Annotated in this window: 19 protein-coding genes; 8 read left to right on the top strand and 11 right to left on the bottom strand. The window is 66.9% G+C overall.

Going from position 1 to position 22,631, the window contains the following annotated elements:
* The first annotated feature begins 29 nt into the window (after nt 1-29).
* Nucleotides 30-1,385 carry a WS/DGAT/MGAT family O-acyltransferase gene (locus tag A5779_RS22585; protein WP_064885807.1) on the top strand — a complete coding sequence of 452 codons (1,356 nt, stop codon included), beginning with the start codon at nt 30-32 and terminating at the stop codon, nt 1,383-1,385.
* Between the two features lie 26 nt (nt 1,386-1,411).
* On the opposite strand, the gene A5779_RS22580 is transcribed toward A5779_RS22585, so the two are convergent.
* From A5779_RS22580 to A5779_RS22570, 3 genes are all read right to left on the bottom strand, one after another.
* A complete protein-coding gene (locus A5779_RS22580) occupies nt 1,412-3,184 on the bottom strand; it encodes a penicillin-binding transpeptidase domain-containing protein (RefSeq protein ID WP_064885805.1) in 1,773 nt (590 codons plus the stop codon).
* A 24-nt stretch (nt 3,185-3,208) separates the two neighbouring features.
* Entirely contained in the window at nt 3,209-4,525 is a 1,317-nt protein-coding gene (locus tag A5779_RS22575) for a PE-PPE domain-containing protein (RefSeq protein ID WP_110777613.1), read from the bottom strand.
* Between the two features lie 107 nt (nt 4,526-4,632).
* Nucleotides 4,633-5,133: a lipoprotein LpqH gene (locus tag A5779_RS22570; RefSeq protein WP_064885896.1), complete on the bottom strand. Its 501-nt coding sequence runs from the start codon at nt 5,131-5,133 to the stop codon at nt 4,633-4,635.
* A gap of 138 nt (nt 5,134-5,271) precedes the next feature.
* Here A5779_RS22570 and A5779_RS22565 point away from each other — a divergent pair, with 138 nt between their 5' ends.
* The gene (locus A5779_RS22565) at nt 5,272-6,180 is read left to right on the top strand and encodes a haloalkane dehalogenase (RefSeq protein WP_064885800.1); all 909 of its coding nucleotides are present in this window, start codon (nt 5,272-5,274) and stop codon (nt 6,178-6,180) included.
* Here A5779_RS22565 and A5779_RS22560 read toward each other — a convergent pair.
* A complete protein-coding gene (locus A5779_RS22560; protein ID WP_064885798.1) occupies nt 6,167-6,616 on the bottom strand; it encodes a lipoprotein LpqH in 450 nt (149 codons plus the stop codon). The two genes, A5779_RS22565 and A5779_RS22560, sit on opposite strands and share 14 nt — an antisense overlap.
* Before the next feature lie 66 nt (nt 6,617-6,682).
* Here A5779_RS22560 and tgt point away from each other — a divergent pair, with 66 nt between their 5' ends.
* Complete coding sequence (tgt, locus tag A5779_RS22555) at nt 6,683-7,927, top strand: tRNA guanosine(34) transglycosylase Tgt (protein WP_064885796.1); 1,245 nt, start codon at nt 6,683-6,685, stop codon at nt 7,925-7,927.
* On the opposite strand, the gene A5779_RS22550 is transcribed toward tgt, so the two are convergent.
* Nucleotides 7,920-9,143 (bottom strand): MFS transporter, encoded by a 1,224-nt coding sequence (locus A5779_RS22550; RefSeq protein WP_110777630.1) that lies wholly within the window; start codon nt 9,141-9,143, stop codon nt 7,920-7,922. The genes tgt and A5779_RS22550 overlap by 8 nt on opposite strands.
* A 73-nt stretch (nt 9,144-9,216) precedes the next feature.
* Between A5779_RS22550 and A5779_RS22545 the strand changes: the two genes are divergently transcribed.
* From A5779_RS22545 to A5779_RS22535, 3 genes are all read left to right on the top strand, one after another.
* Nucleotides 9,217-10,530, top strand: coding sequence for an acetyl-CoA hydrolase/transferase family protein (locus tag A5779_RS22545; protein WP_064885794.1), 1,314 nt, complete (start codon nt 9,217-9,219; stop codon nt 10,528-10,530).
* Nucleotides 10,531-10,591: 61 nt separating this feature from the next.
* Complete coding sequence (hpnE, locus tag A5779_RS22540) at nt 10,592-11,941, top strand: hydroxysqualene dehydroxylase HpnE (RefSeq protein ID WP_064885792.1); 1,350 nt, start codon at nt 10,592-10,594, stop codon at nt 11,939-11,941.
* Nucleotides 11,938-12,534 carry a TetR/AcrR family transcriptional regulator gene (locus A5779_RS22535; RefSeq protein ID WP_064885789.1) on the top strand — a complete coding sequence of 199 codons (597 nt, stop codon included), beginning with the start codon at nt 11,938-11,940 and terminating at the stop codon, nt 12,532-12,534. The genes hpnE and A5779_RS22535 overlap by 4 nt, the downstream gene beginning before the upstream one ends.
* A 60-nt stretch (nt 12,535-12,594) precedes the next feature.
* On the opposite strand, the gene A5779_RS22530 is transcribed toward A5779_RS22535, so the two are convergent.
* The 6 genes from A5779_RS22530 to A5779_RS22505 all read right to left on the bottom strand — a co-directional run bounded on the left by A5779_RS22530 (nt 12,595) and on the right by A5779_RS22505 (nt 18,304).
* Entirely contained in the window at nt 12,595-13,359 is a 765-nt protein-coding gene (locus tag A5779_RS22530; RefSeq protein WP_064885787.1) for an amino acid ABC transporter ATP-binding protein, read from the bottom strand.
* Nucleotides 13,356-14,774, bottom strand: coding sequence for an ABC transporter permease subunit (locus A5779_RS33135; protein ID WP_110777627.1), 1,419 nt, complete (start codon nt 14,772-14,774; stop codon nt 13,356-13,358). The genes A5779_RS22530 and A5779_RS33135 overlap by 4 nt, the downstream gene beginning before the upstream one ends.
* 95 nt (nt 14,775-14,869) lie before the next feature.
* Nucleotides 14,870-15,751 (bottom strand): tRNA glutamyl-Q(34) synthetase GluQRS, encoded by an 882-nt coding sequence (gene gluQRS / locus A5779_RS22520; protein WP_064885785.1) that lies wholly within the window; start codon nt 15,749-15,751, stop codon nt 14,870-14,872.
* Between the two features lie 13 nt (nt 15,752-15,764).
* On the bottom strand, nt 15,765-16,133 hold the full coding sequence (locus A5779_RS22515) for a hypothetical protein (RefSeq protein ID WP_064885890.1): 369 nt from the start codon (nt 16,131-16,133) through the stop codon (nt 15,765-15,767).
* Nucleotides 16,134-16,175: 42 nt separating this feature from the next.
* Nucleotides 16,176-17,168: an ATP-grasp domain-containing protein gene (locus A5779_RS22510; RefSeq protein ID WP_064885782.1), complete on the bottom strand. Its 993-nt coding sequence runs from the start codon at nt 17,166-17,168 to the stop codon at nt 16,176-16,178.
* Nucleotides 17,165-18,304 (bottom strand): peptidase MATCAP family protein, encoded by a 1,140-nt coding sequence (locus A5779_RS22505; RefSeq protein ID WP_207549105.1) that lies wholly within the window; start codon nt 18,302-18,304, stop codon nt 17,165-17,167. The genes A5779_RS22510 and A5779_RS22505 overlap by 4 nt, the downstream gene beginning before the upstream one ends.
* A gap of 103 nt (nt 18,305-18,407) precedes the next feature.
* On the opposite strand from A5779_RS22505, the gene A5779_RS22500 reads away from it, so the two are divergent.
* Nucleotides 18,408-19,709 carry a carboxylesterase family protein gene (locus tag A5779_RS22500; protein ID WP_064885778.1) on the top strand — a complete coding sequence of 434 codons (1,302 nt, stop codon included), beginning with the start codon at nt 18,408-18,410 and terminating at the stop codon, nt 19,707-19,709.
* A 92-nt stretch (nt 19,710-19,801) separates the two neighbouring features.
* Nucleotides 19,802-22,600 (top strand): helix-turn-helix transcriptional regulator, encoded by a 2,799-nt coding sequence (locus A5779_RS22495; protein WP_064885775.1) that lies wholly within the window; start codon nt 19,802-19,804, stop codon nt 22,598-22,600.
* The last annotated feature ends 31 nt before the right edge of the window (nt 22,601-22,631 follow it).

Genomic DNA, 22,631 nt, shown 5'->3' with positions numbered 1-22,631 from the left:
AGCTCGTCGCAACGGCGTTGAATGTGTCCATGGATCTGATGTCGCCGACCGATTCGATGTTCCTGATCGCTGAGACCCGGGAGCACCCGTTCCATGTCGGTGGCCTCGCGCTCTACGAACCTCCGGCCGGCGCGGGCAGTGACTTCGTGCGCGAACTGCACGAGGAGATGGTGGCCCAGACCGACATTCAGCCGGTGTTCCGCAAACACCCGGCGACCATCCTCGGCGGCATCGCGAACGTCGGCTGGACCTACGACAACGACGTCGACATGGACTACCACCTGCGCCGGTCCGCGCTGCCGACCCCGGGCCGCGTTCGGGATCTGCTGGAGTTGACCTCCCGTCTGCACGGCGGCCTGCTCGATCGGCACCGTCCGCTGTGGGAGGCGCACCTGATCGAAGGACTCGCCGACGGCAGGTTCGCGGTCTACACCAAGATGCACCATTCGTTGATCGACGGGGTGTCGGCGCTGAAGCTGTTGATGCGCACCCTGTCGCAGGATCCGGATGACACCGAGGTGCGGGTGCCGTGGTCGCTGCCGCGCCGCAAGCGGGAGCACCAGAGTTCGTCGGTGCTGCGGGCGGTCACCGATACCGTCGGCTCGGTCGCGGGGCTGGCGCCGTCGACGGTCAAGCTGGCCCGTTCGGCGCTGCTCGAACAGCAACTCACCCTGCCGTTCGCGGCTCCCAAGACCATGTTCAACGTCAAGATCGGCGGAGCCCGCCGGGTCGCGGCCCAGTCCTGGCCGCTGGAGCGGTTCCAGCGGATCTCGCGGGCCGCCGGGTTCACAGTCAACGATGTGGTGCTCACGGTGTGCGCCGGAGCGCTACGTGCCTATCTCGTGGAACAGGATGCGCTGCCGGACCAACCGTTGATCGCGATGGTGCCCGTGAGCCTGCGCGCCGAACACGAGGCCGACGCCGGCGGCAATATGGTCGGCACGGTCCTGTGCAATCTGGGTACCGATGTGGATGACCCCGCCGAGCGGCTGAATGTCGTCGGGGAGTCGATGCGGGGCAACAAGAAGGTGTTCTCCGAACTGCCGAGAGTCCAGGCCCTGGCGCTGTCGGCGCTGATGATCGCCCCGCTCGGCCTGGCTGCGGTTCCCGGATTCGTCAAGGCCACGACACCGCCCTTCAACCTGGTCATCTCCAACGTGCCCGGGCCGCGACATCCCTTGTACTGGAAGGGCGCTCGGCTTGACGGCAACTATCCACTGTCGATCGCGCTGGACGGGCAGGCGATGAACATCACCTTGGCCAACAATGCCGACAACCTGGATTTCGGGCTGGTCGGATGCCGGCGCAGTGTGCCGCACCTGCAGCGGATGCTCAGCCATCTGGAGGACTCGCTCAAGGCGCTGGAGGTGGCGTCGGGCGCCTGACAGGGTGCTCACATCCTCCGCGTCGATCAGCCCGCGGACCGCAGGAAATCTCCCGAGATCTTGACCGCAGGCGTCGAGGAGTCCCCGCCCACCACCAGCGTCGCGAACGCGATGTCACCGGCGATACCGGCGAACCACCCGTGCGAGTGCGTGTTGTCGCCGAATTCCGCCGTACCGGTCTTGCCGCCGAGATCCGGGATATCGCTCAACTGGCTGGCGGTGCCCTCGGTGACGGTCTTGCGCATCATGTCCCGCAGCGCTGCGGTGACCCCGGCCGGCAGTGCTTCGGAGGGGGTATCGGCGGTCACCTTCTCACCGTCGACCAGGCTGGGCAGGACTGTCGAGCCGTGCGCCAAGCTCGCCTCGGCGACGGCGAGACCGAACGGGCTGACGGTCACCGTGCCCTGGCCGATACCGTTCTCCACCCGCTGGGCGGCAGTGTCGGCGTTGGGAACGCGGCCCGTAACAGTCGTGAGCCCCGGAATGGTGAAGTCCACCCCGATACCGAACGCGCGCGCCGTCTTGGTGAGCGCATCGGCGGGCAACTTCTCCGACAGTGCCGCCATGCTGGTGTTGCACGAGTGGGAGAACGCCGACGCCAAAGGCACGGTCCCCAGGTCGAAGTCATCGTCGTTGGGAATGGTGCGGTTCTCGATCGTCAACCTACCGGGGCATGCCACCGGGCTGTCCGGGGTGGCCAGGTTCGCCTCCAGCGCGGCTGCGGTGGTGATGGTCTTGAACGTCGACCCCGGCGGGTAGAGCCCGGAAAAGGCAATGGCGCCTTGGGGATCCGCCGCCGTGTTCTGTGCGGCAGCCAGAATCCCGCCCGTCTTGCCCGACAACGCCACCAGCACCGCGGGACGCGTCTCCTGGTCGACGGCCTGTTGGGCGAGCAGTTGCAGCCGCAGGTCCATCGTGGTGCGCATCGGGTCGGTCGGTGCGGGCGGTTGCGCCTTGAGCCGCTGCGCGGCCGCGCCCTCGGCGTCGACCAGATAGACCGACCATCCGGCGGCTTTGGTGATCCGGTCGTGCCACAGCTCGGTGAGCCCGCCGATGGCCGGCGAAGACAGCTGGCGGTCGGCAGTCAGCAGGTCACCCTGCTCGGCCACGGTGACCCCCGGAATCTGGGCCAGCTGGTCGCGCACCTGGGCGAGGTCGTCTTCGCGCAGTTTCATCACCGTCACGCGGTCGTCGGTGTTCGACGTGAACTGCGCGCCGATGGATTCCGCGGTCGTAGTGGCATCGAAGCGGTTCAACAGCGCGGCAAGCGGCGCGGCGGAACCGACGTGGGCGCGGTCCAGCGACACGACGCCAACGGTCTGCCAGGTCATCAATGGCTGGCCGGTCCGGTCGAGCACCGGGGTCTGCAGGTCACTGTCGGTGCTGTACTGAAAGCGCAAGCCGTCCTGCAGATCTCGGTGCAACAGCGTCGGGGTCCAGGCGATCAGCCAGTCGTCGCCGGTCTTGGCAGCGGTGCCGGTGGTGTCGTAGCCGAAATCGTGGCCCTCACCCCAGGACCACTGATACTTCAGGGTCGCGCCGGTCTGGTCATCGGGTTCGGCGCTGACCTTGACCGAGGCAGCGTCCCCCATGCCGTTGAACATCGAGGTGATTGCCGGCTCGGCAGCTGCAGGGTCATTGGTCTGCACGGCCGCGCCGTGAGCGTCCTTGCGTTGCAGGGCATCGGCGAATGCGGCGAATCGGTCAGCCGGGTCCGGGGACGACGAGCATCCCACGACGGGAAGAAACAGGCCGAGCAGCAGGAACCAGACGATGGCGGGACGGTGCCGTCGAGTCATGCCCCCAGCATGACATCCCGGGCTCTAGGCAGCCTTGTCCGTGTCTGACGCCTGTTGCGGCTTGGCCCGGTGCTTGGGCTCGGACTTGGGCTTGGGCTTGAAAGAGTCCCTGACGTTCTTCGCCACATCCGACATCGTGTTTCGCATCTCGTCGCGCCGCTGTACGGGTGCGCGCTTGATGGGCTTCTTCGGGGACTCGGCGTCGGCATTCGTCTCGACTGCCTTGGGGGCTTCCTGCTTTGCCGCGATACGGACGGTGGGTGCCGGAGCCGTCGAAGGTGGTGTCGTCGAGGGCAATCCATCCTTGAAGTTGTCCGCTCCCTGCTGCAAGGCACCGGGGAGCTGGTTCAGGGTCTCGGCAATCCGCTTCGGGGGCGTGATCAACGAGAACCGGGTAGCCGTGGCGGGATCGGAGTAGTCGCGATCGGTGTAGCCCATGTCGACGGCGAGCTTGAGGGTGGGCTCGATCGCGCCGAGCACCGGCTCGGTGAATGCCGTGGTGTGCAGTGCGGTCGACACGTCGCGGATGGGCTGCAGCAAGGGCAGGTGCTCGGTCTTGACCAGGATGTAGGTGTCTGTCCCGCCACCCGGCGTGGTGACGGTCTTCACGATGACGGCGTCGGGATTGTTGAGGTCGGTGGCATCCGGCGTCGGGTCGCCGTGCAGATAGACGAACCCGGCCGCGGCATTGGCCAGTGCCAGTGGATTGGCGTAGGCCGGGAAGTCACCGACCGGGTCGTACTCGATGGTGATGAAGGTTTCGTCATAGGGCGACTGTTCGGCTGCGCCGGTGCTGGTGAATCCGAGGAGCCCGAGCGGTCCCATATTCGGGAAGCGGGCATAGATTCCGCCGTTGGGAACCGTGGGCGCCGCGATGTACACGAACTTCAACGCGCCGGTGTCAGGGCTGTTTTGGGCATCGAGTTCGCGCTTGTACGTCTCGGCGACGATGGTCCCCTCGGAGTAACTGACGATGTAGACGGTCCCGCCGGGGCCGGCCGCGGTGCGCGCTTGGGCGACTGTGTCGATCAGCGGCTGGCGGCCCTCGGCGACGCTGTCATCGATCGGCAATGTGGCCGGGTAGTTGACGCCGTAGAACTGGCTTGGGTTGGTACCGACGAACTCGCCGCCGTACGGCACGTAATTGCTCTGGAACTTGTTCGGGATCCGGTCGCTGTTCGGGTTCTTCGCCCCGCCGACGCCGACCACGGCATTGCCGCCCGGCAGGGTGGCCGCCAGCGCGTCGGCGACATGTCCGAAGGTGAGCACCGCGGCTAGGCCCGCGGTGGCACCGGCCACCACGGCAGCCGATGATCGCGCGCGCTTACGGTGGTCGGCCACGGTGCTCCTCAGGTCGTCCGAACTGAAAACGACTGAGAACAGAGCGTGGGCCCGGGATCAGTCCGGGCCCACACTATGCCAGATGTTTGCTAAAAGTGAGTGGATTGCTACGGGCAGGAGACTTCCAGCTCGAAAGGCTTGGTCACCGGGTTCATTCCATCCACACCGGTGGCCTCACCCTTGATCGTGTACTTGTTGCCATCCTTGGTGGCTTCCGCACTGCCGCCGGGTACGCCGGGCGTGTAGCCGAGGCTGACGCCGTCGATGTTGCCGAGTGCCACTGCGGTCACCGACGGCTGGTCGCCTTCGCCGAGGGTGGCGCTGACCGCGGACATGCCCTGTCCGACGGTCAAGGTGACATTGCCTGCGACCGTGGCACACACAACCGTGCCCTCGACCTTGTGGTCCTTGCCGTCGATGCTGACCCGGGCGGTGCCTGCACCCGTGGTCGCCTTGGCGTCGCCTGCCTCGACCGAAGCCGTTGCCGACGCCGTTGCGGTGGCCTTCGTCTCGCTTGAGGTGTCTTTCTTGTCGCTCGACGAACAGCCGGACAGGCCGGCGATGACGATCGCGGCGCCGCCGACGGCAACCAGGAACTCACGCTTCACCACTGCTCTCCTCACGGTTGTGCAGCCCGTCGTCAGTGGCGGACTGTCAGGCAGAAGTATTGGGGTTGATGCAGGTCATGGGCATGGGATTGGAAGAATCGTTCCCCGCGGACGCGAGGCGGTCGTAAGTTCAGCGTCATGAAGACGTTGCGTACTCCAGAGGACCGGTTCGCTAATCTTCCCGAGTTTGCTTATCTACCAGGCTATTCCGAGATCGACGACAGCGAGGGTGGCCGATTGCGGGTGGCGTGGGTGCAGGCCGGCCCACCGGAAGCCGACCCGGTGTTGTTGTTGCACGGGGAACCATCCTGGTCGTTTCTCTACCGGCGCATGATCCCGATCCTGGCCGCGGCGGGCCATCGCGTCGTCTGTCCTGATCTGGTCGGCTTCGGCAGATCGGACAAACCCACGCGCATCGAGGATCACACCTATGCCCGGCACGTCGAGTGGATGCGGACGCTGGTCTGCGATGTCTTGGACCTGCGGCGGGTGACCCTGGTCGGTCAGGACTGGGGTGGCCTGATCGGGCTGCGACTGGCGGCTGAGAATCCCGACCGGTTCGCCAACATCGTCGTTGCCAACACCGGGCTGCCCAGCGGCGACATTCCCATGCCGGAAATCTGGTGGCAGTTCCGCAAGGCCATCCAGAATCTGCCGACCATCGATGTCGGCAGATTCGTGGAGGCCGGATGCCGTCGCCCGGTCAGCGACGAGGTCCGGGCGGCGTACGACGCGCCGTTCCCCGACGACACCTTTTGCGCGGGTCCGCGCGCTATGCCCGGTCTTGTTCCCACCGCACCCGACGACCCGGCCGCGGCCGCCAACCGGTCAGCTTGGAAAGCGTTGACGGCCAGCGAAACCCCGATGCTGGTGGCGTTCAGCGACGGCGACCCGATCACCGGAGCCATGGCGCCCATCTTCCAACGGGACATGCGGGGCGCACAGGGCGTCGATCATCCGACGATCGCGAACGCGGGTCATTTCCTGCAGGAGGATGCCGGCGAGGAACTTGCCGGGGCGATCGTGACCTTCCTCAGGGGCAGGTGATCGCGATGTCGAACGGCATGTCCACCGGTTCGCCCGGCTGGTTGGGGTCGATGCCCATGCCGGTCCCGGTGATCGTGTAGGCCTTGCCGTCGCGTGCGGCCACGACCGGTGCGCCCGACAGGCCGGACAGGTAGGTCAGCGAAGCCCCCTCGCCGTTGACGTCGCCGATGTTCACCGACTGCACCACGGGGGCCTCTCCGTCGGTCAGCGCCACGGAGGCCGGCATCTTGCCCTTGACGCCGATCGTGGTCAGCCCGTCCTTGGTCTCGCAGCTGACGCTGGTCACGGGGCCGGCGTCGTTGGGACCGAAGGTCACCCGCCCCTGGCCAGACTTTCCTGATGAACCCGATTCCTGCGACGAGCATCCGGCGACTGCAGCCAGACACACAGCAAATCCGGTGGCAATGACAATGGGGCGGCGCATGACCAAATTCACGTCCGCAGTATGGCCGCGTCCGCCCCCGTGACGGAAATCGGACGCGCATCCGGTTGAATACCAGGTGTGGACCAGCCGTATTTCACCGTGGAGGCCGAGTTGCCCGGCCGACTCGGTCGGGTCGGGACCATCCACACGCCGCACGGCGATATCCAGACTCCGGCGTTCATCGCGGTCGGCACCGCGGCCACCGTCAAATCGGTGCTGCCCGAGACCATGAAACAGCTTGGTGCCCAAGCGATCCTGGCCAACGCCTACCACCTCTACCTGCAACCGGGCCCGGATGTCGTGGCCGAGGCCGGCGGGCTCGGGGCGTTCATGAACTGGCCCGGACCGACCTTCACCGACAGCGGCGGGTTCCAGGTGATGTCGCTGGGTGTCGGGTTCAAGAAGGTCCTGGCGATGGATACCGAGCGGCTGCAGGCTGACGACATCATCGCCAAGGGCAAAGAACGGTTGGCTCACGTCGACGACGACGGGGTCACGTTCCGCTCGCATCTGGACGGTTCGAAGCACCGGTTCACCCCGGAAATCTCGATCGGCATCCAGAACAAGCTCGGCGCCGACATCATCTTCGCGTTCGACGAGCTCACCACGCTCGTCAACACCCGCGCCTACCAGGAAAGCTCGGTGCAGCGCACCCATGAGTGGGCGGTGCGGTGCCTGGCCGAGCATCATCGGCTGCAGGCGTTGTCACCGGAGCGGCCGCGGCAGGCGTTGTTCGGGGTGGTGCAGGGCGCGCAGTACGAGGATCTGCGCCGGCAGGCCGCGAGCGGGCTGGCCTCGATCGGGCAGGAGGCCGGGCCCGCCGAGGGACTGAGCTTCGACGGCTACGGCATCGGCGGCGCGCTCGAGAAGCAGAATCTGGCCACCATCGTCGGCTGGGTCAGCAGTGAACTGCCCGCGGACAAGCCCCGGCACTTGCTTGGCATCAGTGAGCCCGATGACCTGTTCGACGCCGTGGCCGCCGGAGCGGACACCTTCGACTGTGTGTCGCCGTCACGGGTGGCGCGCAATGCGGCGGTGTACTCGGCGACCGGCCGCTTCAACATCACCGGGGCGCGGTACAAGCGGGATTTCACCCCGATCGATGCCGAATGCGATTGCTACACCTGCGCCAATTACTCCCGCGCCTACATCCGGCACCTGTTCAAGGCCAAGGAGATGCTGTCGGCGACGCTGTGCACGATCCACAACGAGCGGTTCGTGATCCGTCTGGTCGATCAGATCCGGGCATCGATCCTGGCCGGCGAATTCGATGAGCTCCGGTCGCATGTGTTGGGGCGGTACTACGGGGTGCCCGTCAACTGACCCGCCCGCACTTTGTCACGCTGGCGTGGCATTCGGCGACGGGAGCCACTCTGGCGTGACGGTCGGTGGCGCCGAGCAATAGCGCGACAACGATTGCCCCGGCAGTTACGGCTGCGGTCGCAGGCCATCCCATCCACCCGACCGCGGCCGCGCCGAAGGCGGTGCCCAGGCTGCCGCCCACGAAGTACACCACCATGTAGGCGCTGTTGAAGCGCGCGGGTGCGGCGGCGTCGATCGCCAAAACCCTGCTCTGATTGGCAACTTGAGCCGCGAAGAGCCCGGCGTCGAACACGGCCAGACCGATGAGCGTGGCCGCCGTGTTCGACAGGCACACAGCGAGGCTGATCGCGCCGAGGGCCGCGACGACCAGGCCGACCAACATCACTCGACGCGGGCCCACTCGATCGGTCCACGTGCCGGCGATGCGCGTTGCGAGGATGCCCAGGAGGCCGGCGAGCGCGTACAGGCCGATCCGTTCGGCTGTGTACGAATACGGCGGTTGTGCCAGCGCAACAGCGAGCCCGGCCCACACCGCGCAGAACGCGAAGAACCAGAGCGCGCCGCGTACCGCGGCCATGCGCAACGTCGGGAATCGCAGGTAGAGGCCGGGCAGGCCGCGAAGCGTCTCCATGATGCCGCTCGCGGTGGAACCGGCGGTGGCAGGCAAGGTCCGTGCGGCGACAACTGCGGTGACGGCCGATACGAGGGCGAACACGAGCAGAGCGCCGCGCCATCCCGATACGTCGGTCAGCCAGCCGCCGGCGATGCGGCCCCCGATGATCCCGGCCGAAATGCCCGCCGTGACAATGCCCAGCGCGGTGGCCCGGCGCCCCTCCGGGACGAACCGCGCGGTGATCGAACTCAACTGCGCACCGACCGTGGAACAGGCACCGATCAGCATGATGGTGAGCGCCAGCAACCACATCGTGCCGCAGGCGGCGTTGGCGGCCAAGGCTGCGGCCAAGGCGCCGAACTGTGCGGCGAGGACGTACTTCGGTGGAAACCGGTCGACGAGCGGTACCAGCAGGGCGAGCCCCAACAGGTAGCCGACCGGGCCGCACGCCAGCGCGACACCGACGTGGGCAACCGAGATGTCAAGACTGTCGGCCACATCGGACACCGCCGGTTGGAGCGGATAGATCGCGGCAGTACCGAGTGCGGCGGCAATCGCCATGAACCACACGGTGATTCGGGCCATCTGGGGCTGCGATGTCATGCCGCTGACGCTATGGGCGCCCAGGTCAGCGTGCTGGCGGAAATCGGACCATGCGGTGTGGGAGAGTGGCGCCATGCCGGAAGAGCTCACCGCCGAACAGGCCGCCACGCGTCTGGCGACCGCCGACACGCTCGGGATCCCGCTGGGGCCCGGCCAGCCGCCCGCGTTCCTCCGTGCACTCGGAGAGCGCACGGATTGGACCGACCTGCGTGTCTACGGCGCACTGCTCGGAGTCGGGACCGAACTGTTCAACCGCTCCGGTGTCCGTTACCTGTCCGGCTTCTTCGGTCCCTTCGAGCGGATGTTGCGGGACATGGGCGCCGACGTGGAATTCGCCCCCGCGGATTTCCGTCGGTTCGCTCCGCTGCTCGAGCGTCAGGCACCGCGCGTGATGACGACCGTGGCGGCCGCGCCCGACGAGCATGGCTGGTGCTCCCTGTCGCTGCATGCCGGTGCCACGGTGGGTGAGTTACGCCGCGCCGGCGCCGATCCGCAGCGGTTGCTCGTCGTCGAGGCGTCCGACGCCTATCCGCGGACATTCGGGCTCGACGGATATCGACATGCGCTGCACGTCGACGAGATCGACGTCCTCGTGCACTCGACCGACACACCGCTCGCGCTTTCCCCGGCGTCGCCCTCCGACGTCGACAGGGCGATCGCGAGGCACGCGGTCGCCTACATCCCGTCCGGCGCGACCCTGCAGACCGGCATCGGCTCCATTCCCAGCCAGATCGCCGCGCTGCTCGCCGAGGGAGACGGGGGAGACTACGGGCTGCACAGCGAGATGTTCACCGACGGCTGCATGCAGTTGCACCGGGCCGGCAAGGTCACCAACGCAGGCAAGGGACTGTATGACGGTGTCAGCGTGACGACGTTCGCGTTCGGCTCGTCCGAGCTCTACGCCTGGCTCGACGGCAATTCCGATGTCGCGTTCCTCCCCGTCGAGATCGTCAACGCGCCCGAGGTGATCGCGGCGAACAACGACATGATCACGATCAACGGCGCGCTCGGGGTCGACATCCACGGCCAGGTGGTCGCTGACACCATCGCGGGCGATCAGTTCAGCGGGATCGGCGGCGCCGAGGATTTCGTGGCCGGAGTCGGGCTTGAGCTGTCGGACCGCTCGTTGATCTGTCTGCCCTCGACGTTCGAGAAGGACGGAGTGCTGCAGTCGCGGATCGTGCCGTGGTTCGGCCCCGGTGCCGTGATCACGACGCCCCGGCATCAGGTGGATGTAATCGTCACCGAGTACGGCGCAGCCGAGTTGGAGGGCCGGACGGTCCGTGAGCGCGGCGAGGCGTTGGCCGCGATCGCCCACCCGCAGTTCCGCGACGCGCTGCTGGCCGCTGCGCATCGTGCCGCGCAAGGACGCTCGCCCGTCCAATAGCACCCACGCGGCCTGGCCCCTAACTTACAATTTGCAAGTTAGTCGACGAAGGGGCTGCGACATGGGCGAACGCTACGTGGTGATCGGCGGAGGGCTGGCCGGGCTGGCCGCCGCGGTGTGGCTGAGCGAAGCGGGCAAGAACGTCACCCTGCTGGAGCGTCGAGGCCAACTCGGTGGGCGCACCCATGCGATGCGGGCCGAGACGGTCGACGACATCCCGGACAACGGCCAGCACGTGATCGCCAGCGGCTATCAGCATCTCTACCGCTATCTGACGAGCGTGGGCACCCGGCAGCACATCGACTTCCCGAAATCGTCCACGCTGCGTTGGCCCGACGGGCGCAAGGTCACCATGCAGACCACGGGCGCAGGCGCGATCCGGACCCTTTTCGGGGTTCACCCCGACGCGAGCTGGGCCGACCGCCTGCGGGCAGCCCGCGCGACGCTGCGGTTGGGTTGGCAGGCCCTGCATCAACCGGCCGACCTGGCGGATCTGAGTACCGAGCAGTGGTTCGAGCGGGTCGGCATGCCGGCCCCGGCGCGAGAAGCCTTGTGGGACTGGCTCGCTCTCGGGATCGCGGCCGAGCCGGTGGCGCGTGAATCGGCCAAGGTGTTCGCCAACGTGATGGCGACCGGCTTCCGGCTTGGCGTCAAACACCGCACCCCCGTCACCATCGGTTACCCCACAGTGGATCTCGACACGCTCTACATCTCCGGGGCGCTGAAAGTGTTCGAGGAGCGTGGTGTCGATGTGCGGTACCGCGCCGTGGCCCGAAAGATCGTGATCGAGAACAGCGCCGTCACCGCGGTGCTGCTCGCCGACGGCACCCAGATCCCCGCCGACGCTGTGGTCTGCGCGGTACCGAACTCGAACATCGGCGGGCTGCTCGACGATCTGCCCGAACATCCCGAGATATATGCCGCGGCAGACAAACTGGGCTATACACCGATCGTCAGCACCAACCTCTACCTCGATCGGCCATTGGGTACCGAGTCCGCGTTCGAGGGACTCATCGGCGGAACCGGGGTGATCGACGAGGTCTTCGACCGCCAGATCATGCACGGCCGCAACACCGACCGAGCCTGGCTGTACTGCCTGACCACCAGCGGTGCCTACGAGCAGATCCACAAGAGCAACGACGAGATCATCGACGAGCAGATGGCGCTGCTGCGTCGTTACTACCCGGCGGCGGGCGGCGCGAAAGTGGTTCAGGCGCAGGTGGTCAAGATGCCCAAGGCCACGTTCTCCCAGGTGGTGGGCACGGATGCGCTGCGGCCGCCGCAGAAGACCTCGGTGCCCTCACTGGTGCTGGCGGGTGACTGGACTGCTACGGACTGGTCGGCGACCATGGAGAGCGCCGTGCAGAGCGCCGCCAAGGCCGTCGACCTGCTACTGGAACTCCGACAATGACCCGGCGGCGGCTCAGCGGTGCCGAACGCAGGGTGCAGCTGCTCGATGTCGCGCGTGACATCGTGGCCGAGGGCGGTTACCCCGCATTGACCATCGAGCAGGTTGCCGGCCGGTCGGGTGTCACCAGAACCGTTGTCTATCAACAGTTCACCGACCTTGCAGGTCTGATCACCGCTCTGCTGGACCGCGAGTCGGCGATCGCTTTCGCGGGAATCAGCACCGTGGACCGGCCCGACCTCGATCCCGAGCAACTCGGCAAAGGCATCCTGGCCTACCTGCATGCGGCGCCGACGAGCTGGCGCATCATCTTGCGGCCCCCGGACGGTGCACCGCCGCAGGTGCGCGAGCGCATCGAGCTGGGCCGCCGGTACGCCAGGAAGGTCGCGGCCCGCCCACTGTCGGTCGCCGCGGGCGTGGACATCGACCCGGACGGCACAACCGTACGAATCCTGTTGTCCGCCATGGAGGAACTCGCCCGACTGAATCTGGAGGACCCGCGCCAGCATCCCGACGAGGAAGTGCTGACCCACCTCCGTTCGCTTGTCGGGTGGGCCGTCACCATCTCTGCCGAGCAGACGCGAACGCACCCCTGAGCGGGCGAAAATGGGTACCTCCGCGTCTGCTCGCGAGCGGAATCGCAGGTGCTGGGACAACTACAGCGGGTTGAGGATCCGCTGCAGGAACTGGCGGGTGCGCTCCTCCTTGGGGTCGCCGATCACCGCGGCCGGCGGCCCCTGCTCGAGAATCACGCCGCGGTCGGTGAACAGCACCTGATCGGAAACCTGCCGGGCGAACTGGATTTCGTGGGTGACGATCACCAGCGTCCAACCTTCGACGGCCAGGTCCCGGATCACCGCGAGCACCTCGCCGACAAGTTCGGGGTCCAGTGCCGAGGTCGGCTCGTCGAACAACACCACCTTCGGTTTCAAAGCCAGCGCCCGGGCTATGCCGACGCGCTGCTGCTGGCCGCCCGAGAGCTGATACGGGTACTTGTCGCGCTGGTCGGCCAGCCCCACCTGGCCCAGCAGCTCGGTGGCCTCGGCCAGCACCTCCTCACGCGGGCGTTTCTGCACGATCAACGGGCCCTCGGTGACGTTCTGGAGGACGCTCTTGTGCGGAAACAGGTTGTGGGACTGGAACACAAAGCCGCTCTGCGCCCGGTAGCGGCGCAGCTGGTCCTTGGGTACCGGCTTGGAGAAGTCGAGTTCGGTGTCGCCGACCCGGATCACCCCGGAGTCCGCGACATCGAGGGCGTTCAGCGTGCGCAACAGCGTGGTCTTACCGGAACCCGAGGGACCGATGACGGTGGTCGCAGTGCCGCGCGGCACGGTGAACGACACACCCTTGAGTACCTGGAAGTCGCCGAACGCCTTGTGCACATCGGTCGCGACGATCCGGTCTTCGCGTTCTGTGGTCATCGCGCAACGTGCCTTTCCAGTCGGCGTTCCAGACGACTCTGGCCGAACGACAGCACCAGGCAGATCACCCAGTAGTAGATCGCGGCTGTGCCGTACAGGGCGAAGAACTCGAACGTGGGCGCCGCGATGATCTGGGCCTGCCGCAGCAGTTCGGTGACCAGAATCGTCGACGCCAATGAGGTGTCCTTGACCAGCGAGATCAAGGTGTTGGACAACGGCGGGACCGCCACCCGGGCGGCCTGGGGCAGGATGATGCGTCGCAGCGTGCCGGTGTAGTTCAGCCCGATCGTCTCGGCGGCCTCCCATTGCCCCTTGGGGATGCTCTGGATCGCGGAGCGGATGATCTCGGCCGCATAGCCGCCGACGTTGAGGCTGAAGGCGATCACCGCGGCGGGGAACGGATCGATCTTCACCCCGAACTCGGGCAGCGCGAAGAACACGATGAACAGCTGCACCAGCAGCGGGGTGCCGCGGATGATCGAGATGTAGAACCGGGCGATGTTGCTCAGCACCACATTCGGCGACAGCCGGGCCAGCGCCACCGCCAACGCGATCACCAGACCGATGATGAAGCTGATGATCGTCAACGGAATGGTCATCGTCAGAGCCGCTTTCGCCAGCGGCCACAAGTTGTCGGCGATCAGCTGCCAGGTGGAACGTGGAGCCGGGGCACCTTCCGCAGGCGCCCCGGATGCGTTGGCCTTGAGGTATTTCTGCGAGATGGCGGCCAGCGTGCCGTCGGCCCGTAACTCGTCGAGTGCGGTGTTGAGTTCGGGCAGCAAACCGCTGTCCTTGCGGGCGGCGAAGCCCTGTTCGCTCTTCTCTCCGACATTGCCCGCGATCTTCACCGACTTGTCGTTGGTCTCGGCCAGATACGCGTAGACCGCGATGCTGTCGTTGACCACGACATCGACCCGACCCTGGTTGAGCAGCTTGATGGCCTGGGTGAACCCTTCGACCGCTTCCACCCGGGCCCCGGCCTTGCGGGCGATCTCCGACCAGTTGCTGGTGGCGTTCTCGGCAGCGACCTTGCCCTTCAGGTCCGCAAGGCTCTTGATCGAGTTGTCGTCGGCACGGGTGACGATGACGCCCTCGCCGATCGAGTACGGCTGGGACAGGTCGTATTTGGCCTGCCGCTCGGGCGAGATGGTGACCTCGTTGGCCACCACGTCGAACCGGTTGGCTTCGAGCGCGGCGAAGATCGAATCCCATGGTGTTTCGACGAATTCGACTCTGACGCCGAGCTTGTCGCCGACCGCGCGGGCGACGTCGACGTCGTAGCCGACGAGTTGGTTCGTGGCGGTGTCGTGGTAGCTGAACGGGGAGTACACGCCTTCGGTGCCGACCCGCAGCACACCGGCCGATTTCAGCGGTTCATCCGTATTGCCGGTCGTCCCGCCACAGGCGGCCAACATCACCGTGACGATCAGCAGGAGGCCCAGCAGCGGAATTCGTCGGGAACGCACGGCCGGACGCTAACAGGGGCACGCCCTGTTCGGCAGGCTTCTGCTCAGCCCGGCTGATATATCCACGGATGCCGCGGCAGAGCGGCCGGGTCGAACCGGTCCAGCATGCCGACCACGTCGAGCGCAGGCCACCCCAGCGACGCGCTGATCTGCTCCAGCGCCCGCTCGACGCCGATCTCGGCCAGTGTGACCGCTCCGTCGCGTTTCGCCAGCCGGGCGCCGTCCTCGTTGAGCACCAGGGGGACATGGGCGTAGACCGGCTCCGGGCACCCCAGTAGCCGCGCCAGGTAGGCCTGCCGCGGAGACGAACTCAGCAGGTCGTCGCCGCGCACCACCTGGTCGATGCCTCCGGCGGCGTCGTCGACCACGACCGCCAGGTTGTAGGCGGGAACTCCGTCGCCGCGTCGCACCACGAAGTCGTCGATGATGCCGGTGTAGCTGCCGTGCAGCAGGTCGGTGACGGTGCCGACGAACGTGTCCGTGCGCAGGCGCAGCGCAGGTGGGCGTCCGGTCTCGGCGCGGCGCTGCGCGCGTTCGGCGTCGGTCAGGTCTCGGCAGGTGCCCGGATAGGCGCCTTCAGGGGCGTGCGGGGCTCGCGGGGCTTGGGCGATATCCCTTCGGCTGCAATAGCATTCGTACAGCAGCCCACGCTCGAACAGGTCGCCGACCACCGCGTCGTAGCGTTCCTGGTGGCCCGTCTGCCATTGCACCGGCTCGTCCCAGGTCAGCCCGATCGCGGCCAGGTCAGCCACCTGACGGTGTCCGATCTCGGGAAAAGTGCGGTCATCGAGATCCTCGACGCGCAGCAGGAACCGCCGCCCGGTGGACCGGGCGAACAACCAGGCCAGCACCGCGGTGCGCAGGTTGCCGATGTGCAGGTCGGCCGACGGGCTCGGCGCGAACCGCCCGGCGGGGGTTGGGCTCACGCCCGCAATCTAGCTAATCGCGGTCCCAGGGCGCTGTCTCGCCCATCTTCTCGTAGTACTTCGCGAGGTGGCTTTTCACCCGGTCGATGTCGTCCTTCGGTAGGTCCACGCCGCCGCGGGCGCCGTCCATGATCCCGCCGGCAGCCATCACCCCGCGAGGTACTACCTCCAGTTTGCCGCCGACCACGTCGGCGATCAGCAGCTTGTAGCCGGTGAAGTTGTCCTTCGCGTCCTTGTCGTACCAGACGTGCGCGTCGCGGTACTTCTCGTTGGGTTCGTCCTCCGCACCGGCCCACTTGCGGACCCGTTTGTCGGCAGCATCGCCGTCCCACTCCCGGTCCCGGTCAGCCAGTGGCAGATCCTGAAATGCGGTTACAGACATGCTGTTGGCGTGCCCGAACCGGGCGCCCGGTAAACCCGCCACTCACGCACTACTCCTGCGCTCCAGTGCTTCGATCACGGCCGGGCAGATGTCGACTCCGTACAGATGCTCCATCGCCTGCAGGCCGCCCGGACTCTCGGCGTTGATCTCGATGACCTTGTCACCGACCATGTCGATGCCGACGAAGAACATCCCATCTTGCGCGAGTTTGTCCTTCATCGCCTCGATCACCGCGTGCTGCTGTTCGGTGACCTCTTCGGGTTGAACTCTGCCGCCTTTACAGATGTTGGCTCGCGGGTCGTTCCCCTCCGGCACCCGCCGGAAAGCGGAGGGATGTCCGTCGACCTCGATGAGCTCTCCGTCCAGCAGGAAGATCCGCATGTCGCCGTCCTCGGCGCCCTCGACGTATCCCTGGGCGTATATGTAACCGTCTTCCAGCACCGCCTCCATCATCTGGTTCAAGTTGGGCTCGTCATCGCCGACGATCATGAACACGTTCCGTCCCTGCGCGCCGCACAGCGGTTTGATGATGGAGCGGCCTTCGGACGCGATGAAGTTCCGGACGTCGTCCACGTTCTGCGTCACCAGGGAGCGCGGCCGGATCTGCGCCGGAAACTCGTCGAGGTACGCCTTCAACGCCGCGCGCATGAGCACCGCTGGGTTGTTGACCACGGTGACGCCGTGCGCCACGAGTAACTGACCGAACATGGAACCCAAGCTGCTGGCCCACGGCCGATCCTGCCGATCCTCGACCGAGTCGTTCCGCAGAAACACGGCGTCGAGTTCGTCCATGCGGATGTGTTCGGCCGAACTCTCCTTCATGCGATCGATGAACGCGGTCAGCGTGTCGTTGTCCCGGGCGATGCCGGGACGTGCGTGCGCCCCGATCTCGCCGTCGGGCTCGCCGATACTGACGTCGCTCAGCCCGACGTACCAGACCTCGTGGCCCATGAGGGCGGCCGCTTTCGCGAGGCGGGTGGTCGTGTACTCGTCGACCTCGGTCTCCGCGCGATTGACCAGAAATGCAATCCTCATGCGGCCACATCCATTTCGAGTAGGTCGGCGGCGCTCATTCCGCCACGCATGTGTTCGAGGCGCGCTTCGGCCTTGGGTGCAGACAGCCAGCGTGGGCGCGCCCGCGGGGGTTCGAGAATCCCTTGCCGGATCAGTTCCTCCACCAGCGGCGCATGGTCGAGTGAGAGCTTGCCGGCGAGTAGGGGATCGATGCTGCGTCCCTGGGCGAAGTATTCGAGGACTCGTTCGATCCCGCGGAGATAGATGATGTCCTTCGTCGATCCGCCGGCGTATGTCACGCGGCTCGTCACCGACCATGCCGTGCGGGGTGCGAAGGCGTGAGCGTCGGTGAGGTGTCTGAAGATCTCGACGAAATCTGCGTGAGCCAACATCATCGATGCCGCCTCGACTCGTGCAGCGAGTACGCGCATGCGGCGGGGGTCGAGTCCCCCGGCGACGTATTCGGCCAGCACCGCCAGGCCTTCCTGCGTCTCCTCGTACAGCGGTAGCCCGACGGCTAGAAGACCCAAGGGCTGCGCCTCGCCGTTGCGATAGGTGAGCACATGCGTCCCGACCTCGTGCTGGATCAGTGGCTGTACCCGGTTCGCGCGGAAGGAGGCGGTGGCCGGAATGTAGAGCCGGCCGAACGACACCATCAGATCGGCGACGTCGTCCCGCACTTCGACCGCTACGGGAAACTGTGGATAGGCCGACTCCAGCTCCGCGCGTGCCGCTTTCGCGAAATCCGTGGCGGTGACGCTGGTCGACGTGATCGGTGGCGGATCGATGAGCTCGAGCAGTGAGCGAGCCGTCGTGCACAGCGCGTCACCCGGTTCTCCGTAGAGCTGCAGCGCGCCGTATCTGAACCGCGGCGTGCCCCGGTCCTCGAGCAAGGTGATCTGCCGGGCGATCTCGTCGCGCTTTCCACGGAAGAGTGAGTTGAGCGCCGGGTTCTCGACCAGTTCGATCTCGACGTCGTACAGGTCGCGCTTGACCAGATCCGGGTCGAAGTTCAGCGGTCTCGACTCCAGGACGGGTGATGACTCGAACCCCGAGCTCGCGAAATCCCGCCACGCCTCGGCCCCGTTGATCGGAGTGGCGTTGAGTAGGAAGTTGAGCTCACGCTCGATCTCCGTCAGACGTGCATCGACGTTCAAGGCTTCTTGCGCAAGGGGCGAAGTTCGACCCACCTGCTACCGATACCCAATTGTCGAGTCCGTCAATCCGGTGTTCGAAGCTGTTCCCGCTAACGTTCAGGAAATGGCAGAGCGGAGAATCACCGGCGGCACCATCCAGGTTGAACGCGAAGACGGACTGGTGCGCGCGAGAGGCGTGCGCTACGGCACCGCGAAGCGGTTCGCCGTGTCCGAACCGCCCGCGGCCTGGTCGGGGGTTCGTGACGCGACCGAACGGGGTCCGGCCTGCCCGCAGCGGCCGTCGCGCCTGGGCTGGGTGACCGGCGACGCACTTGCGGGCTTGTCGACCAACGAGAACTGTCTCGTGCTGACCGTCACGGCTCCGGCCGATGCGCACCGGTTACCCGTCATGGTGTGGTTTCACGGCGGCGCGTACGTCGCGGGCAGCGGTGAGTCTGCGAAGTACGACCCCGGTGCCCTGGTCCGTGCGGGCAACGTGGTGGTGGTCAACGTGAGCTACCGGCTCGGCATCTTCGGCTATCTCGCGCCGCCCGGGGTCGGCGCGGACAACCTCGGACTGCGCGACCAGATCCTGGCGCTGCGCTGGGTCCAGGACAACATCGCGGCGTTCGGCGGGGACGCGGCCAACGTCACCGCGTTCGGTCAGTCCGCGGGTGCACATTCGGTCATGTCGCTCATGCTGTGCGAGGAGGCGGCCGGGCTGTTCCACCGCGCGATCCTGCAGAGCGCCCCGCTGGAGTTGGACGAGGGGCGCGACGACATGGCGCATGCCATGGGCGCGGCGATGGCCGGCTCGCTTGCCGGGGCCGACCCGGCCGAGACCAGCGTGGACAAGCTGCTTGCCGCCGAAGCTGCCGCCGTTGCCGCGGCGCAGGGCTTCGGCCTGCTGGGCGGTCTGGCGTTCGCGCCCCGGCTCGGCCGGGGGCCGCTGCCGGCACCCGCAGACGTCCCAGCGGCCATCGCTGCCGCCGCGGGCCGCATCGAGCTGCTGATCGGCTACACCAAGGACGACGCGGCGCCGTTCGTCGCGATGGATCCGCGGGTGGCCAGGCTCAACCGGGTGCCTGCCCTCGGCCGGCTCGCCGTCCGGGCCGGCTCGAAGGCGGTCACGAAGCAGGCGTTCTCCGGCCCCGCCGAGCGTCTGGCGCAGGCCTGGCGATCCCACGGCGGCCGGGTCGGTACTTATCGTTTCGACTGGACACCGGTCAGCGCGCCGCTGGGTGCCTGCCACTGCATGGAGTTGCCGTTCCTGTTCGGCTCACCGCAGACCTGGGCGGACGCCCCCATGCTCGGCCCGCAGCGTGCGATCGACAACCAGCTGTCCGCCGAGATGCGCACTCGCTGGACGCAATTCGCGCACCACGGAGTCGAATCGCTGCCCGCCCCGACATTGCGGTTCGGCTAGTTCGGTAGCCGGCCCGAGAGGCACCTCTGCCGGGGAGGCCCGACCTGGTCTGCCTTGATAAAGTTTCGGCAAAATTCGGACTCGGTGGTGTGATGGCGATTATGGGCGCAGTCCCGTCTCTACGTGGACGCGTCAGCGAATGCGCGGCCCTTCGAACCCTGGTCTCGGGTGGCCGCTCGGGCGGCAGCGCAGTGCTGGTGGTGCGGGGCGAGGCGGGTGTCGGGAAGACTGCCCTGCTGGACTACGTCGTCGAACATGCGCCGGGGTTCCGGGTGACCCAGGTGGCCGGGGTCGAATCCGACATGGAACTTGCCTTCGCCGGATTGCACCACCTGTGTGCACCGCTGCTGGATCATCTCGACAAGCTCCCCGAGCCGCAGCGCGACGCGCTCTCGGTGGCTTTCGGTCGCGGTGTCGGCCCGGTGCCTGACCGTTTTCTGGTCGGTCTGGCGGTGCTCAGCCTGTTGGCTGCCGCGGCTGACCGGAAGCCGATGCTGTGTGTGATCGACGATGCGCAGTGGCTAGATCAGGTGTCGGTACAGACCCTGGGTTTCGTCGCGCGCCGACTGCTTGCGGAGCCCGTCGTCATGGTGTTCGCCGTCCGAGACACTCACGCCGGCGCCCCCGACGTGCTGCCGGGCCTGCCCGAACTGCGGGTCGAGGGGTTGTCGGACACCGACGCCAAAGAGCTGTTGGACTCGGTCTTTCTCGGCCGGCTCGACGAGCGGGTCCGAGACCGGGTCATCGCGGAAACTCGCGGCAACCCGTTGGCACTGCTGGAGATTCCGCGTAACGTGCCGGCCGCCGAGCTCGCCGGCGGTTTCTGGCTCGGCTCGGCGCGCTTATCGGTAGGCCACGTCGAAGAAGGGTTCGTCCGCCGCATCCAGTCGCTGCCGGACGACACTCGGCGGTTGTTGCTTCTCGCCGCAGCCGATCCGCTCGGCGACCCGATCTTGTTCTCACGTGCCACAGGGCATTTGGGGATCAGCGTGGATGCGTTGGCGCCGGCCGAGGCCGCCGGTGTCATCGAGTTCGGGTCACGCATGCGCTTTCACCACCCGCTGGTCCGGTCGGCCGCCTACCGGGCCGCCGATGCAGCCGACCGCCGGGAAGTACACCGCGCCTTGGCCGTTGCCACCGATCCCGAACTCGATCCGGATCGCCGGGCCTGGCATGCGGCCAACGCCGCGGCCGGTCCCGACGACGCGGTGGCCGCCGAACTGGAAGCCTCGGCTTGGCGAGCCCAGAGCCGAGGCGGGATCGCCGCCGCGGCGACTTTCCTGGAGCGGGCGGCGATCCTGTCCGCCGATCCGGCCCTGCGCAGTTCCCGGGCGATCGCGGCCGCCGAGGCCAAACGTGAGGCTGCTGCCCCCGAAGCCGCCTATGAGCTGCTCTCCCTGGCTGAATTGAATCCGTTGACCGAGCTGCAGCGGGCACAGGTGGGCCGGCTGCGGGCGCAGATGGAATTCACCCGCAGCCGGGGCGGACTACCGGGTGCGCCACCGGTCCGGCATGCGGCCGGATTGCTGCTCGACGCCGCCAAGCGGTTGGAGAATCTCGACGACGAGTTGGCCCGCGAGACCTACATGGAGGCGCTGGCCGCTGCGATGTTTGCTTCGCGCAGTCAACCGGAAGCCCTCGTGGTGGCCGCCGAGGCGGCGCGCGCCGCAGTCGAAAGGGTCGAGGCGCCGACTGGGCCCATCGATCTACTCCTCATCGGCATGGCGAACCTGATCACCGATGGACTGCCCGCGGCGGTCGAGCCCCTGCGCACCGCGCTGGAGCTGTGGAGTGAGCACACCCGTCGCCACGACGGCCGGGCGTTGCGCTGGTTGGCATTGGCCTTCCCGATCGTGCACGAATCTGCTGCCCATGAGATCTGGGACGACGACCTGGTCGACCGGCTGGCCACCGACATGATCGGCTACGCCCGCGCCATCGGCGCGCTGGCCATCCTGCCGCCGGCGATCGCCTACCAGGCCGGTGTCCAGACGCACAAAGGCGAATTCGTCACAGCTGCAAGGCTTATGGAGGAGGCCGACTCTATCTCGGAGGCGATCGGCCACCGTCCGATGAAGTACCACAAGGTGGAATTGGCCGCCTGGCGCGGCGATCTCACCGAGGCCGGCGACCTCATCGAGGCGGGGATGGCAGAGGGGACCGCCAAGGGTGAGGGCCGACTGCTCGGGGCGGCCGGCTATGCCGCCGCAGTGCTCTACAACGGCTTGGGCCGCTACGAGGAGGCCCTGACAGCTGCCAAACGCACGTGCGAGTTCCACGACATCGGGTTCTACTGCTGGACTTTGATCGAACTGGTCGAGGCCGCCATGCGGGTCGGCGAGCGAGATGTCGCCGAGGACGCGGTGCGACGGTTGGAGAGATGTGCGGAGTCCAGCGAAACCGATTGGGGGCTGGGAGTATTGGCCGCGGTCCGGGCTGTCGTCGCCGACGACGCCGAGGCCGACGTGCTGTTCAAAGAGTCCGTCGAGCGGCTCGGCCGCACTCGGATCGGGGTGCAGCTGGCGCGGACCCATCTTCGTTACGGGGAATGGTTACGTCGCCAGAAGCAACGCACCAGTGCCCGAGAGCATCTCAACACCGCCTACGAGATGTTCACCAGGATGGGCGCCGCAGGATTCGCCGAGCGGGCCCGGCGTGAGCTGACTGCCACCGGTGAGAAGGTGCGCAAACAGCCGATGGCCTCGGGCGACGTGTTGACCGCCCAGGAGGCGCAGATCGCCCAGTTGGCCCGTGACGGACTGACCAATCAGGAGATCGGCGCACAGTTGTTCATCAGCACCCACACCGTCGAATGGCACCTGCGCAAGGTCTTCGTCAAGCTCGGTGTCCGGTCACGCCGACAGCTGCGCTCCGTGTCGTGGAGTAGCTGAACCGCGCTCGCTCCAAGACCACGGGTTTTCA

The sequence above is a fragment of the Mycolicibacterium peregrinum genome, assembly GCF_001665625.1.
Lineage (GTDB): Bacteria > Actinomycetota > Actinomycetes > Mycobacteriales > Mycobacteriaceae > Mycobacterium > Mycobacterium peregrinum_B.
Note: the sequence above shows the minus strand (reverse complement) of the source record. Positions and strands in the feature narration are given on the sequence as shown.